The sequence below is a fragment of the Marinomonas sp. 63XJN7_9_ISO-PGPR-S23-217 genome, from assembly GCF_056173515.1.
In genome coordinates, this window is the sequence record NZ_CM149678.1 from 535,738 (window position 1) to 549,919 (window position 14,182).

17 protein-coding genes and 2 tRNA genes are annotated in these 14,182 nt (G+C 44.0%); 13 read left to right on the forward strand and 6 right to left on the reverse strand.

From position 1 onward, the window contains the following. Positions 1-53: 53 nt before the first annotated feature. From pyrR to AC0VYI_RS02425, 10 genes are all read left to right on the forward strand, one after another. Positions 54-551 (forward strand): bifunctional pyr operon transcriptional regulator/uracil phosphoribosyltransferase PyrR, encoded by a 498-nt coding sequence (gene pyrR, locus AC0VYI_RS02380; RefSeq protein WP_199476667.1) that lies wholly within the window; start codon positions 54-56, stop codon positions 549-551. 55 nt (positions 552-606) lie between these two features. Beyond that, positions 607-771: a hypothetical protein gene (locus tag AC0VYI_RS02385; protein ID WP_199476666.1), complete on the forward strand. Its 165-nt coding sequence runs from the start codon at positions 607-609 to the stop codon at positions 769-771. Positions 772-858: 87 nt separating this feature from the next. Continuing rightward, on the forward strand, positions 859-1,854 hold the full coding sequence (locus AC0VYI_RS02390; RefSeq protein WP_199476665.1) for an aspartate carbamoyltransferase catalytic subunit: 996 nt from the start codon (positions 859-861) through the stop codon (positions 1,852-1,854). Position 1,855: 1 nt separating this feature from the next. Continuing rightward, positions 1,856-3,133 carry a dihydroorotase gene (locus AC0VYI_RS02395; RefSeq protein WP_475447099.1) on the forward strand — a complete coding sequence of 426 codons (1,278 nt, stop codon included), beginning with the start codon at positions 1,856-1,858 and terminating at the stop codon, positions 3,131-3,133. Positions 3,134-3,280: 147 nt separating this feature from the next. Next, positions 3,281-4,384 carry a diguanylate cyclase domain-containing protein gene (locus tag AC0VYI_RS02400; RefSeq protein WP_475447101.1) on the forward strand — a complete coding sequence of 368 codons (1,104 nt, stop codon included), beginning with the start codon at positions 3,281-3,283 and terminating at the stop codon, positions 4,382-4,384. Between the two features lie 308 nt (positions 4,385-4,692). Next, the gene (locus tag AC0VYI_RS02405; RefSeq protein WP_475447103.1) at positions 4,693-5,388 is read left to right on the forward strand and encodes a YggS family pyridoxal phosphate-dependent enzyme; all 696 of its coding nucleotides are present in this window, start codon (positions 4,693-4,695) and stop codon (positions 5,386-5,388) included. An 87-nt stretch (positions 5,389-5,475) separates the two neighbouring features. After that, on the forward strand, positions 5,476-6,306 hold the full coding sequence (gene proC, locus AC0VYI_RS02410; protein ID WP_199476661.1) for a pyrroline-5-carboxylate reductase: 831 nt from the start codon (positions 5,476-5,478) through the stop codon (positions 6,304-6,306). A gap of 14 nt (positions 6,307-6,320) precedes the next feature. Further along, a complete protein-coding gene (locus AC0VYI_RS02415; protein ID WP_199476660.1) occupies positions 6,321-6,875 on the forward strand; it encodes a YggT family protein in 555 nt (184 codons plus the stop codon). 173 nt (positions 6,876-7,048) lie between these two features. Continuing rightward, entirely contained in the window at positions 7,049-7,540 is a 492-nt protein-coding gene (gene coaD, locus AC0VYI_RS02420) for a pantetheine-phosphate adenylyltransferase (protein WP_199476659.1), read from the forward strand. A gap of 142 nt (positions 7,541-7,682) precedes the next feature. Next, positions 7,683-7,934 carry a YfhL family 4Fe-4S dicluster ferredoxin gene (locus AC0VYI_RS02425; protein ID WP_199476658.1) on the forward strand — a complete coding sequence of 84 codons (252 nt, stop codon included), beginning with the start codon at positions 7,683-7,685 and terminating at the stop codon, positions 7,932-7,934. Positions 7,935-8,054: 120 nt separating this feature from the next. Here AC0VYI_RS02425 and AC0VYI_RS02430 read toward each other — a convergent pair whose 3' ends face one another. After that, positions 8,055-9,164 (reverse strand): potassium channel family protein, encoded by a 1,110-nt coding sequence (locus AC0VYI_RS02430; RefSeq protein ID WP_475447106.1) that lies wholly within the window; start codon positions 9,162-9,164, stop codon positions 8,055-8,057. 65 nt (positions 9,165-9,229) lie between these two features. Further along, positions 9,230-9,700 carry a tRNA (uridine(34)/cytosine(34)/5-carboxymethylaminomethyluridine(34)-2'-O)-methyltransferase TrmL gene (gene trmL / locus AC0VYI_RS02435; RefSeq protein WP_475447108.1) on the reverse strand — a complete coding sequence of 157 codons (471 nt, stop codon included), beginning with the start codon at positions 9,698-9,700 and terminating at the stop codon, positions 9,230-9,232. A 120-nt stretch (positions 9,701-9,820) separates the two neighbouring features. Between trmL and AC0VYI_RS02440 the strand changes: the two genes are divergently transcribed. Together AC0VYI_RS02440 and AC0VYI_RS02445 are read left to right on the forward strand one after the other, a co-directional pair. After that, positions 9,821-9,896 (forward strand) — tRNA-Phe (locus AC0VYI_RS02440). Between the two features lie 82 nt (positions 9,897-9,978). Beyond that, positions 9,979-10,054, forward strand: a tRNA-Phe gene (locus tag AC0VYI_RS02445). A 421-nt stretch (positions 10,055-10,475) separates the two neighbouring features. Here AC0VYI_RS02445 and AC0VYI_RS02450 read toward each other — a convergent pair. The 4 genes from AC0VYI_RS02450 to AC0VYI_RS02465 form a co-directional block, all read right to left on the reverse strand. After that, entirely contained in the window at positions 10,476-10,748 is a 273-nt protein-coding gene (locus AC0VYI_RS02450) for a hypothetical protein (protein WP_475447110.1), read from the reverse strand. A gap of 27 nt (positions 10,749-10,775) precedes the next feature. Beyond that, positions 10,776-10,964 (reverse strand): hypothetical protein, encoded by a 189-nt coding sequence (locus AC0VYI_RS02455; RefSeq protein WP_475447112.1) that lies wholly within the window; start codon positions 10,962-10,964, stop codon positions 10,776-10,778. Between the two features lie 100 nt (positions 10,965-11,064). Next, entirely contained in the window at positions 11,065-11,370 is a 306-nt protein-coding gene (locus AC0VYI_RS02460) for a hypothetical protein (protein ID WP_475447114.1), read from the reverse strand. Positions 11,371-11,379: 9 nt separating this feature from the next. Beyond that, positions 11,380-12,093, reverse strand: a complete 714-nt coding sequence (locus tag AC0VYI_RS02465; RefSeq protein ID WP_475447116.1) for a sterol desaturase family protein — start codon at positions 12,091-12,093, stop codon at positions 11,380-11,382. Positions 12,094-12,552: 459 nt separating this feature from the next. On the opposite strand from AC0VYI_RS02465, the gene AC0VYI_RS02470 reads away from it, so the two are divergent. After that, the gene (locus tag AC0VYI_RS02470; protein WP_475447118.1) at positions 12,553-14,133 is read left to right on the forward strand and encodes a methyl-accepting chemotaxis protein; all 1,581 of its coding nucleotides are present in this window, start codon (positions 12,553-12,555) and stop codon (positions 14,131-14,133) included. The last annotated feature ends 49 nt before the right edge of the window (positions 14,134-14,182 follow it).

Genomic DNA, 14,182 nt, shown 5'->3' on the forward strand with positions numbered 1-14,182 from the left:
CATACATATATTCGAGCCAGTTGATGGTAAGGCAAACAAAGGTTTAGACAGCGATGAAGTTAGATTTAGAGCGTTCTTTAGCGTCAATGAAAACGCAGTTAACGGCCTATTGTGCGAAAAAGAACATAGAAAGCCCCATAGTGGTCGGTATTCACACTGGTGGCGTTTGGGTCGCCGAGCAGTTGATGAGTGCGGTGATGACGGATGAGCCATTAGCGACGCTGGATATCACTTTTTATCGTGATGATTTCACTCGCGCAGGGCTAAATCCGAAAGTGAACCAAACGTTGCTTCCCGCTCTTGAAGATCGTCATGTGATTCTGGTCGACGACGTGCTCATGTCTGGCCGTACGATTCGTGCCGCGATGAATGAAATTTTTGATTTTGGCCGTCCTGCTAGTATTACCTTGGCCATCTTATACGATTTAGGTCAGCATGAATTACCGATTCAGGCGGATATCGTGGGAGAGCAGCTGACGCTTAATCCTGACCAAAGAGTTAAGTTGTCTGGTCCTAATCCTTTGACGGTTTCTGTGCTGGACGCGCATTAAAGTGCGTTTCCGGCTTTATTTTTGCGTTAACAAATACGACAATTAGCAGATGGATATGAATGACGTTAATTCAGTTGAAAGTATGACAGACATCTCGACATCGGATGGTGTTCAGTGGGATGTCGATGAAAAGTATCGAAACAGTCTAAGCCGTGACTGCCTGTGTGCTTTGATTATTCAATCCCTTGATTTTGTTAACGTTATGAATGCCCGGTTGTAGCCAGTCTGCACCGGGCATTTTTCCATCTATACCCTATTTAGAACAGAGAAAGGCGATACCGTCTTTGCAGTTTGAGGAAAGCAAACCATGATGCGATCCGAACCTCGGGCATTACAGTTAAACGAACACGGACAGCTTAAGCACTTTTTGACATTGGATGGTCTAGATAAAACCATTTTGACAGAAATTCTTGATCGAGCTGATTCCTTTCTATCCATGGGTGAGCAGTCGGTAAAGAAAGTTCCTCTGCTGCGCGGTAAAACCGTGGTAAACCTATTTTTTGAGAACTCTACTCGAACCCGAACGACCTTTGAATTGGCGGCTAAGCGTCTCTCTGCAGACGTGATTAACCTCAATATTGAAACCTCTGCCACTTCCAAAGGCGAGTCGCTCCTTGATACGTTAAAAAACCTTGAAGCCATGCAGAGCGATATGTTTATTGTACGTCACTCTGACAGTGGGGCCGCTCATTTTATTGCCGAGCACTGTACGCCTAATGTTGCCATTATCAATGCTGGGGATGGTCGTCATGCTCATCCTACTCAAGCCATGCTCGACATGTTGACAATCCGTCGTCATAAAGGGCGGTTTGATGGCCTGAAAGTCGCCATTGTGGGAGACATTCTGCACTCGCGCGTCGCACGCTCTCAATTACAGGCGTTTACCACTCTTGGAGTAGAAGAGGTGCGTTTAGTCGGTCCGAAAACTTTAGTGCCTAAGTTTTTCGAGGAAATGGGGGCCACCATTTGTCATGACTTAGAAGCAGGCTTAAAAGATGTGGATGTGATTGTTATGTTGCGTCTACAAAAAGAGCGTATGAAGGGGGCGTTGCTACCAAGTGAAGGGGAATTCTACCGCTTATATGGTTTAACAGAAGAGACCTTGGCGTGGGCTAAACCAGATGCCATTGTCATGCACCCGGGGCCGATTAATCGTGGCGTTGAAATTTCCTCTGAGGTCGCCGATGGTGCACACTCTGTGATTTTAAATCAAGTAACAAACGGCATTGCTGTGCGTATGGCCGTGTTATCCATGGCGATGAGTGGGCAGTTACAACGGGATAGTGGCGAGGATGAGAAATAATATGAAACTATGCATTCAAAATGGTCGAGTGATTGACCCAAGCCAAGACCTTGATGCAGTGACCGATTTGTTTATCGAAAATGAAAAAGTTGTGGCCATTGGTGAGGCGCCTGATGGCTTTGAAAACGCTGAAATCGTTGATGCCACAGGCAAATGGGTGCTACCAGGTTTGGTGGATCTTGCCGTGGCATTGCGTGAACCAGGGCAAACCCAAAAAGGCAATATCGCGAAGGAAGGCCGAGCGGCTGTTTCTGGCGGGGTGACAACACTGGTGTGTCCACCGGATACGAATCCTATTGTCGATACGTCTTCTGTGGCTGCGTTGATTCAAGATAAGGCAGATGAAGCGGGCATGGCCAATGTTTTTCCCATTGGTGCGCTAACAAAAGGGCTTGCTGGGGAACAACTGAGCAACATGATGGCATTGACGGACGCAGGCTGTGTCGCCGTTTCTAATCATCGTTACCCAATTGCGAACACCAAAGTGTTATCCCGAGCGCTAGAATATGCGGCAACTCATGATTTACTTGTTGTGTTTCATCCCGATGAAGAGAGTTTATCGGAAGGCGGTTGTGCCCATGAAGGTCTGATGTCCACCATGCACGGTTTAGCCGGTATCCCAGAAGAAGCGGAAACCATTGCTTTAATGCGAGCTTTGTTATTGGTCGAAAAAACAGGGGTTCGGGCGCATTTTGCGCGTCTATCTTGTGCAAAATCTGTTGAAATGTTGGCGGATGCCAAAGCGTCAGGTTTGGATGTAACCGCTGACGTCGCCGTACATAACTTATTGTTAACCGATCAAATACTCAGCCGCTTTGATGGTCAGTATCATGTGTTGCCACCGTTACGCGGTGATGAAGATCGTTTGACCCTGATTGAAGGCATCAAAGCTGGCGTGATTACGGCGATTTGTTCGGATCATCAACCACATGAAAAAATGGCTAAAATTGCTCCGTTTGCGGCCACGGAACCGGGGATGGCCAACGTTGAAGTGTTGCTTCCATTGGCGATGCAGTTAATGGATGAGGGCGACTTGGATTTATCGACTTTATTGTCTTGCCTAACGTGTGGCCCTGCTAATTGTTTTGGCTTAGAAGCGGGCAGTTTGAGTGTGGGAAGCTTTGCTGACCTAATTATTTTTGACAGTACGGCGCGTTGGCAATGGACGCATCATAATCGTAAAACCAAAGGGCATAACTCGCCATACTTTGGTGATACGCTGACAGGTCAAGTTATCGCCACCTTTATTTCCGGTCAGCAAGTATATCGATTGGCATGAGGCACTTTCCAGAAGTAAAGTTTTAAAGTTTGCGGGGATTAAGTGTCATTTAGTCGGTAAAATTACTTACAGTAGATTGTAAACTTATAACAGTATAGGTTAGTCTGTTAAATCTGGTTGTTAATATTAAACATTTTGGTAGTTTAAATGGTGCTCGATTCTTTTCAGTCCGATGATGTTCAAGCTCTTCATGCTCGTCTGCTTAAGGCGGAGAAGGAACGTGATTTATTGAAATCATTCAATGTGAGCAATGCTCAGCGCTTACTGTCTGTGGCAAGTGGTAAGCCTGTGTCTTTCTTTTGGAAAGATATTCAAGCAAATCTACAAAAAATACTGCCAGATTGTTATGGTCTTTTGTTGGTTCGAAGTAAAGGAAGTCAGGGCTGGGTATTAGTCACTCGAGATGAAAGAAACGCGACTTTGCTTAATTCTGAAGGGCAATTAGGAACGCTACCAAGAGCCTTGATGACCTTTTCAGAAAGCCCATCCTGTCCAAAACGGCGAGAGGCAAATATTCAGCTCTCAGTGGATTGGGGACTATGGAAAGGCTTTTTAGAACTAAATGGCTTTTCTGATGTGGTTATGTTGAATGTGCCAACCAAACAGCATGATGATTATTTGATGGTCTTTTTCCAGTGTCATTCCGCTGATATCAGTGGTGAGGTCATTGATCTATTATTTGATGAAAGTGCGAACTGTATGAAAGCGGTGTCGCTGCGTGAATACTCTGATCGCTGTCTATTTGAAGACGGTCACCGTGATCCCCAAACAGCATTGTTGCGTCGTTACAGTTTTGAAAATAATTTTGCCATGGTGTTAAAAGATTCACGCCGTCATTTTCAGCGAGTCGCATTGATGTCTTTAAGATTGCATGCTCGCATCACTCAAGACGACGCAGCGGACCTCAAGGCATTAGCCGCATTGATTCAGCGTACGGTGCGCGATAACGACCTAGTGGCTTATTACGATGACGGTGAGTTTGTCATGGGCATTCGCATTCGTCATATGGAAGACGCCGAAGTCGTCGCTAACAAATTGATGAAGGCATTGCGAGACCCTGAATTGGCCGCTAAAAAACTTGTATCGGATGGGGTTTCTATCGGCATTTCCTTTTACCCCGAACATTCTAGTTTGGACGATCTTTATCGTGCGGCTTCTTTTGCCGAAAATTCTGTGAGCGAGTCGTTTGGGCATCGTCTGGAGTTTCATGGTCGAGTTTATTCATCAAGTAATGACTTTTATGTTTTCTAAGTGCTTTGCAGTCTCCTGTTTACTGGCTCTGTTATAAATCGCGCTAGTAATAGTAAACTATAGATGGTGCAAAGGAGATCTGTTTCGCGCTGCGTGAATACTTAACATCGTTACCTGATTTCCCTTCATTGCTTTTCTTCTTAGCTTTTTTTTCACCTCTAAAAAAGTGCTAACATGCTGTTATGCGCTTTATTTTATGGAGAATGTTGAGCTGTTTTCTCTGTTGTATTTCGTCTAATGCCAGTTTATAAGCTTGTTGTTTGATGCGAGCTGCAGTGCAGAAGTCCAAAAGAAACTAGGGTTTTGTTATGAATATAGAAACGAATCTTTCTCTTGTCGGCGCACAAATTGCGCAACTAGAGCAACAATATCAACGTGATGCTGGCAGTGTGCGTCTGCTGGCGGTGAGTAAAACTAAACCACTAGAGGCCATTCGGGAGGCATATCAGGCTGGTCAGCGCCTATTTGGTGAGAACTATGTTCAAGAAGCCGTAGAGAAACACAGTGCGTTGGCAGATCTCGTTGATATTGAATGGCACTTTATTGGGCCGATACAGTCCAATAAATCACGCGTAATTGCACAAACTATGGATTGGGTGCATACCATTGATCGTGAAAAAATAGCTCGTCGGTTAAGCGAACAACGTCCCGATGATATGCCCAAACTAAATGTATGCATACAAGTGAATATTAGTGGCGAAGAAAGCAAATCAGGGATTTTGTTAGAGGACTTGCCGGAGATGGTTTCACTAGTAAAAAGCCTGCCAAACATACAACTTCGGGGGCTCATGGCGATTCCCGCGCCGCAAGAGGATGAAGCAAAACAAATGGCAGTCTACCATCCATTATCTCAGGCTTACCTTGAATTGGCGTCATCAGATCGCATGATAGATACGTTATCCATTGGTATGTCTGGCGATTTACCGGCGGCCATTGCATCGGGCAGTACCCTAGTGCGGGTTGGCACGGCTATTTTTGGCGCCCGGGACTATACCTCGTCATGAGAAGAATGTAGACAGGAGAATGCTGTTGTCTAACAGACAATAATGGCTCTATTTTACTGGACACTGATATAAAAATTAGGAATATAAATGAAACCAACAATTGCCTTTATCGGTATTGGAAACATGGCTGGTGCGATCATTGGCGGCCTTATTGCGAGCGGATACCCTGCAAAGAAGATTCTTGGTACCTCTCGCACGCAAGCTAAGCGCGAGCACTTTGAGCAACAGTACGCAATGATAACGCTAGCGGATAATCGCGAGGCTGTTAGTAAAGCTGACGTGGTGGTGCTTTGTGTAAAGCCTGCGCAAATGCAAGAGGTGGTTAGTGCCTTTGCGGATCAGGTGCGTGACGAGCAGATGTTTATTTCGGTGGCCGCTGGCATAGAACTCAGCGCTTTAGCTCGCTGGTTGGGCAAAGACGTTTCTGTGGTGCGTTGCATGCCGAATACGCCGTCTCAATTAGGTGCGGGAGTATCCGGTTTAATTGCAAATGCTCATACTAGTGAGGATCAGAAAGCGTGGGTATCTAGTGTATTTGAAAGTATCGGCGTATCTATCTGGGTGGAAGATGAATCGCAAATGCATGCTGTGACTGCCCTGTCTGGTAGCTCTCCTGCTTATTTTTTTCAGTTCTTGGAAGCAATGATTAAAACGGGTAAAGAGCAAGGTTTAAGCGAAGAAACGTGCCGTCGTTTGGCCGCGAATGCTATGCTAGGTGCGGCGCGTATGGCAACAGAGCTTGAGCAGCCAATTGACCAATTACGTAAAAATATTACCTCGCCAAAGGGCACTACCGAACAAGCCCTGTTGTCTTTTGAGGCGTCAGGTATTGATAATATAGTAAGAACGGCCATGCTTGCCTGTATGGATCGTTCCAAAGAAATGGCGCAACTATTTTCTGGTAACGCAGACTCATAAAGAAGGACTATCTGATGACTTCAGATCCATTGATTTTTTTATTTAAGACCATTGCCAATTTGTATCTGTTTATTGTGTTGCTACGTTTAGTACTGCAATTGACGCGTGCGGATTTTTATAACCCTATTAGCCAAGGCATCGTCAGAGCAACCAGCCCTATTCTATTGCCTTTGCGTAAGGTGATTCCTTCCATTGGCCGTGTTGATATGGCCTGTGTGGTGTTTGCCTTGTTAGTGCAGTTTTTAACCGTTTTCGGCGTGATATTTTTCCAAGGTGCTGCCTCGATGACACCTGTCTCCCTATACGTGGTTTTGACGGTGGTCGGGACTTTATATCATTTGCTGGATTTGTATTTTTGGGCGCTATTGATTTCGGTCATTTTAAGTTGGGTAGCACCAGCGGCGAGTCATCCGGGTGCTATGTTGGTCGCGCAGATCACTGAGCCCTTGTATCGTATGTGTCACCGTGTGATTCCAACATTGGGGGGATTAGATCTATCACCGATTTTCTTGTTTTTAGCAATTTCCATCATTCAGCAGTTCTTAAGGGGATATTTTCCTGTTATTTAGACATGACACTAAATTGGTGGCTTTTTAAGCATTATTGGTGACGAATGACGGCGTAGAATTGAGAACAGGGGCGTATTCCTATATGATTCGACCCCTGAATGGGAATCTAAGGGGGCGGCTGTGTCTTTTATTGGTTCTCCCTTCTCCTTATAATCATTTTTTGGATGAAAGCTATGAGTACGATTGCGGTTTATCCGGGTACCTTTGACCCCATTACGAACGGCCATACTGATTTGGTCGAGCGCGCGTCAAAACTGTTTCAGAAGGTTATCGTTGCCGTTGCAGCGAGCCCTAAAAAACGTCCGGTACTGTCGCACGAAGTACGTATTGCTTTGGCGGAAAAGGTATTGGGCCATTTACCAAATGTAGAGATTGTCGGCTTCGATAATTTGTTGACAGAGTTTACTCGCTCGGTCAATGGCAAAGTGGTGGTGCGAGGTTTGCGTGCGGTATCGGACTTTGAATACGAGTTTCAGTTAGCCAACATGAATCGTGCCATTGCTCCCGATGTGGAAAGTATCTTCCTCACGCCATCGGAAAAACACTCTTATATTTCGTCAACCCTAGTGCGCGAAATTGCTTCACTAGACGGGGATTTCGGTCAGTTTGTTAATCCTGAAGTTGAGCGTGTTCTTAAGGAACATTATTTAACGATGAAGCGATAGGTTGCCGCTTTACTCATTGCTTTAGATCGGCAATAAGTTAGCTACTCTATAGTGTGGAAAGTGATGTATTTCCCTTTCTTGGACTTTTTGCCTTGTTTGGATTTATGGCTGGTTTATATCGGCTGATAGTTAGGAGAGAATCATGTCTCTGATCATTACTGATGAATGCATTAACTGTGATGTCTGTGAGCCTGAATGCCCAAATGAGGCTATTTCGCAAGGCGATGAGATCTATGTTATTGATCCCCAAAAATGCACGGAATGCGTGGGTCACTACGATGAACCTCAGTGTCAACAAGTGTGTCCTGTGGACTGCATTCCATTAGACCCTAATAACAAAGAATCAGAAGAAAAGTTGATGGAAAAGTATTTAGTACTGACCGGACAACTCTAATCTGTTCTTTATTGCTCTTTAATAAAAAAGCTCGATTATCTAGGTCGAGCTTTTTTATGCTTGTTTGACAGCAACTGCTTGTCATTAACAGCAAAAGCGTTTAGCTGTTGTTCAGGCCCTCTACACAACATTTTCAAAAAAAGTCAGTACTTGCTCAGGGGTAGGGGAGTTTAGCTCGTCTCCGACTAACAGAATTAACGAGCGAGCGTGAATACTTTCCGTTGTACTTGGATGAGTGATGATTTGGCCGTGCTGATTTTCATAGCCAAGCGCAGTCCCAATGTTATTCTGAATTAAACAAGTGACTATTTGCGCCCAGGTAAAGCCCTCTAAATTAATGTCCAAACGAATCGTATGGTCACCTTCATAGCGGAATAGGTTTTCAAGTACTTGTTCTGTACCTGGGGCAATCAAAGAGCGAACCAGCATCTCTGGGTAGGCACGTATAGGGCGAATCACCGCGTTGGCTCCTGCGTTCCTAAAGCGCTGACGATTAGCATCATCGATGGCCTCAGCAAGGATAAACGCCGAACAGCCTATTTCTTTTAAGCGGTGCAATATATCAAAGGTCTGGCTGTCACAGCTGCTATCATGGGGATCAGAACAAAGCACAATAATGTATTTGGCTTTATCGGCTCCAGCGGAGAGTAACTTGCCCTCTTTGGTCGCCTCGCCCGTATGGTGTACCACCCCCCGAGATCGTAAACTCATAGGTAACCCATCTGGGTACGCTTTAGTGAGGATCTGGATAGGAACTTCGCTCAGCTCTGGCGTGTTACAGACTTGCGAAACAAGTAGTTTTAGATAGCGAGATGCATCGCTGCTGGGGGTGTTGATAATCAACAAATGATCCTGCATTGTATTCCACTCCATATGACCTTTGATGCGCATTTCTTTTTTAGCGATTCTTAGCTCCACATAATCACTCGCGATTTGCGCCAATAGCGTAATGCTGATTCCGTATATCAGTACAATCGTAGAGAACTGTCCCCAGAAAGTAGCCGGAGACAAATCGCCATAGCCTGTCGTGCTGGCAGAGGTCATGGTCAGCCAAAACGCTTGCCACCAATTCAGGTGTTCAAAATGGTTCATAGCTAAGCTATGCAAGCCAATCACACAAGCGAATAGAATCAGCCTTTTTTGCATGTCCTTAGTGGCATGCAAATGAACCTTTTTGCGATACTGCCGTCGTGTGTTGTTACGTCTAAGAAGTAGACCTAAGGTATTCATACTATCCTTTTATAATGAATTGGGACCTTTTTGTAGAGGTTGTGCTTGCGACTTGATTATGGGTCTTATTCATCCGTTGACATGGCATAATCTAATTGCCGCCAAGATTCATAGACCATTACTGCAACCGTATTGGACAGATTAAGGCTGCGTGAATTGGCTTGCATTGGCAAGCGTAAACGCTGCGTTGGTGGCAGGGCTTCAATGAACGCCGCTGGCAAACCTCTGGTTTCTGGGCCAAAGACCAAAACATCATTGGCTTCGAACTTGGCTTCACTATGAGTATGGCTGCCTTTTGTGGTCAATGCGTAGATTGTGCCGATGGTATTTTGTGCCAGAAAGTCATCAAAATTTGCGTAACGCTTTAGGTTAGCAAACTCATGATAATCCAACCCAGCACGGCGGAGCTTTTTGTCTTCAAGATCAAACCCTAGGGGCTCGATTAAATGAAGCTGATACCCCGTATTGGCACAAAGACGAATCACATTACCAGTGTTAGGTGGAATCTCTGGTTGATAGAGTACGATATGAAGCATGGTATTATCTCCTTGATATACTGAGATAATACCAGACCAGCGGGGAAAACTAAGTTTTTTTAATTTTTTTAGGAAAAACTATTGACCCTAAAGAAGGTTTCTCTATAATACGCCCCACTTGCCCAGATAGCTCAGTCGGTAGAGCAGAGGATTGAAAATCCTCGTGTCGGTGGTTCGATTCCGCCTCTGGGCACCACGATAAAGAAGGCCAGCTAAATTAGCTGGCTTTTTTTCGTCTTGGATCCTTATTTTCTAGATTAGTGGTTCCTGTTTGTTAAGCCCAGATAGCTCAGTCGGTAGAGCAGAGGATTGAAAATCCTCGTGTCGGTGGTTCGATTCCGCCTCTGGGCACCATTTCTCAGCATCTTCTGAACTTCCTCAGCGCCTTATATATTAAGCCTTTCAGCATTTTCAAATCCATTTTTAAAATATTTTAGTCTATCTGTCTGCATTATGGGTGTTCAAGGGTTCCCTCAAAAAGCATAAAGTCGCGATAATGCCTGTAATAAATTGTATTTTTGAGGCGTGCTAAAGAATGTAGTGACGGTTAATATTGCTGTTGTTTCATGCTTGTTATGTTGGTCATCTTGTTAGTTTTTCATAGCTAAGTCGATATTTTTTATTAAGTTTTTCTATGTAAGAATTGTTAACTTCCGCGAATGTCGATGCTATTTGTCTATGGTTTTTCACTAAAACGTCATTCAATGTTGATGCGTGCTGCTTTGACAAATCTGCTGTCAACCCTAGCCCTTAGACTTCCCGTTTTTGAGGAAGGTTATTCAGCAATATCTTTTTTGGCCAATATCGTGCCGTGTCCGTTTTGGAATTCGACAAAAGCGTGGATGAACTTTTCTGTATTGGGTTCTTGGATGATGGGAGTTAACGGGATAAGAGCGTTAGCAATTTTCCCAAAGGTCTGTAGATCAATACCGAAGCGTTCTTTAAGCGGGGTGTCGTAATCTTCGCCTCTATCGACCAGTGCGTCTGTTTGCTCTGGAGTGAGTCCGAGAATCTTTTCTGCGAGCAGCTGTATTTGAATATGTTCCATATAGGTTTCCTTTTCTTAGTTGGCAGGTTAGAGCAAATAAAAAAGCCCCTCGTAAAGAGAAGCTTTTTGGGTAGGTTCTTGCAATTCGACAGCTAGGCTTTCTTGGGAGTCTTCCATGCTTTCAACAGTACATTTTGACAGTGCACCTAACGCCTTAATATCCGATGATATTCTAATCAACTGGTAATGGGCTAAATCATGCACGTTGTTTCTCATCAGGTTCCATCCTCTTTAACCTTGTGTCTCATCCCCCTATATTGAACGATTTTTGATTCTTGTCAATTTTTTGTACACTATAATATACAAAATAGTACGTTTAGAAGTTGCTAACAACGTATTTGACGCCAAAGTAGTTTGCGAGTTTATTCATATTGGTGATACAAATGGCTCGCTTTTCACTGTGAAATTGATGAATGTACGCTTGGCTAATATCTGTATATTCCGCTAATAGGCGATAGCTTCCTTTTCGTTTTCTGCCGTTAATGATGCGACTGCTTGAAGTGAACTCGGTGATTTTTGCTCTGAGCTGTTCTTCTAGTTCATCTACACCGATAGCGTGGTACTCTGTGGTAATGTTTAAATCAAAGGCAACGCCTGTTTTTTCCTTTTCTTGGGTTCCCATGGTGCTCTCCTATTTGTCGAATCGTAAATATGGCCATGCTTTGTTTGAGTCTTTAAATCCTAGTCCGTTAAAGTCGTTTTGCTGGAATCGTAATGTGCCAAACATTAAATCCCAAAGGGCTAATGGGCTGTAATTGTATCTATGCAACCCTATCTGATGATGAATAATGTGTTGCTCTGGAATTTGAATGATATAGCCAAGTGGGTGTAGCCAGCGAGGCAGTTTAATATTAGCGTGATGGAAGGTTTCTAGTATGCCTTCTATCACTAGAGCCATTGCTACAGCATTGACACTAACATTCAAAATAACTTTACCCAATAAAAATAATATAACGGTGTTTATCACCATTTCCAACGGGTGTCTATAAAATGCTACGCGACTGTCCATGTGGGAAGGGCTGTGATGCATCTTATGTAAGTACTTCCACGCCATTGGTATCGAATGTTTTGCTCTGTGAGCCCAGTAGTTAACAAACGAATAGATGAGATAGAAGACCATGCCTTCTATGAGGGGGTCTTTATTGATTTCTATGCCTATTCCTGGAATATTTATCCACCCAAAAAACATCACTCGTGCGAATACTGCACCAATGCCTATTATTAAACACAACACGGCGCTAAACCCTTTTTGTGTTTGCCACTGTTCTTTGGGAAAAATTCTTTCTAATAGAAAGCTACTCAAGAATAAAATTGCTTGTATTGTAATCAGGTAGGTAATAAACATTTCAAATCTCCTTTTATAATGGAGACTTGAGGCTACTACTACAGACCTTTTTAAATCATGTCTTTTGAATCATATAGTGTGCATTTTTTTAAAAATTAGCGTTAGCTTGAGCGGCTTTTTGCAATTTTGGCTGTTGTGTTTCCAAGAGTGCTCTCAAAAAGCATAAAGTCACGATAATGCCTGTAATAAATTGTATTTATGGGAGTGATAGGGAAGCTGATCACTGCAGGTTTTACTGCTATACCATGCTTGTCATGTTGATGATTTCGTTGATCATTTTATAGCTAAGTCTATATTTTTATTTATGTTTTCTTTTTTTTGATGTGTGTTATGGAATGTCGTATTTCTTCGTGATCTTTGCTGCTTTGTTACAAAAGCGTCATATACATTTTGTAACATGCTTCTGAAAAAAAGAGGGGTGATTTTTCATCTCTCTATGTTGATCAATTGGAGAAGCATGTGAACATTAACAAAAAGATGTGGGTTCTTTCTGGTGTGACGGCCATCAGTATTATTTTGGTTGGTGTCTTCGCAGCTTATATTCTCTCTTCTTTGAGGACAGACTTTGATCATTACAAAACGCAAATCGCGACGTCTCAGCATTTGTTTGAGATGAAGGCGACTGGTCTGTCTGTGGCAAAAGGGGATCCTATTCTGCCTTCAACCAAAACGGCCCTTGATGCAGCGAACGTTAAGATCAATGCGTTGTTGAAGACGATAGAAGCGTCTCATGTGGTTGATGAGAAGAAAGCGAAGCTTTTAAAGCAGATTAAGCCCCTGTGGGCGGAGTATTTTAAGCAATTCAATAGTGCCATTAATATGGCTCAAGATAGCCCGCAGGATGCACTGCAAATACCGGATTCTATTTACGGTTTGTATTTGGTGCCGATGATTCATAATATCGACCAATTGGTTAAGGAAAATCAAGGGCTTGAGTCTTCGTCGGACAGCGTCATTTCAAAACAGATGGCGATGATTTTGTGGTTGATTTTGACGCCCTTGGTTGCGGGCGGTTTGTTTGTTATTGCCAGTCAGCGTTTGTTGGCACGAGATCTGAGAAAGCGTGTGTTTCGTGTGTTGGATGTGGTGACATTTTTAGAGCGCGGCGATTTAACGAAGCGCTTACCAGTAGAAGGACGGGATGAGTTGTCTTCAATTGCCTCGTCTGTAAATGGCTTTGTCGACAAGACCCACTCGATTTTATGTCAGGTACGAGAGAGTACAAGTGATGTGTCGCGTGCAGCTGCTGAATTGTTTGATGCGTCGGCTCATGTGGCGAACAGTGCCAGTTCTCAGAATGAGGCGGCGTCTTCTGTGGCGGCGACGGTTCAGCAATTGGCGGTCAGTATCGGTCAGGTAACGGAGCATGCTAAGAGTGCGCAGTCTTTTTCTGTGCAATCTGGTGAGCTGTCAACCCAGGCGGGTGGGGTTGTGCTATCTGCAACTAATGAAATGAATAAAATCTCTGAGTATTCCCGTGGTTCATCCGCGTTGATTAAAGAGTTAGAAGACCGATCCAGTGACATTTCTAATATCATGCAGGTAATCAAGGACGTAGCGGACCAAACCAATCTGTTGGCTCTTAATGCGGCGATAGAGGCGGCGAGAGCAGGTGAGCAAGGGCGCGGTTTTTCCGTGGTAGCAGATGAAATTCGTAATTTGGCGATGCGAACCACTCAGTCGACTAGCGAAATTGCGCAGATTGTCGGGCAGATACAAGAGGCAACAGAGGCGGTATCGCTTAGCATGGAATCAGGGCTTCAGCGGGTTGAGCAAGGTGTGTTGCTTGCACAACAGGCTGGTCAATCTATGAATGATGTGACAAACAGTACCGAAAAGGTAGAAGAGTCCATTGATTATATTTGTAATGCTTTGACTGAGCAGAATCACGCCAGTGATGATATTGCCAGAAAAATTGATCGTATTGCGATGATTATCCGTGAAGACGCTGAGTCTGCCAAGAATACGGTTGCAACGGCCAAAAAGTTAGACGGGTTATCAGGTACTTTGAATACCGCAGTGAGTCAGTTCCAGTTGTAACGATGCCTGCTTGATCTCTTTTGCGACAGCCTCTTCGTAAGAGAGCCTT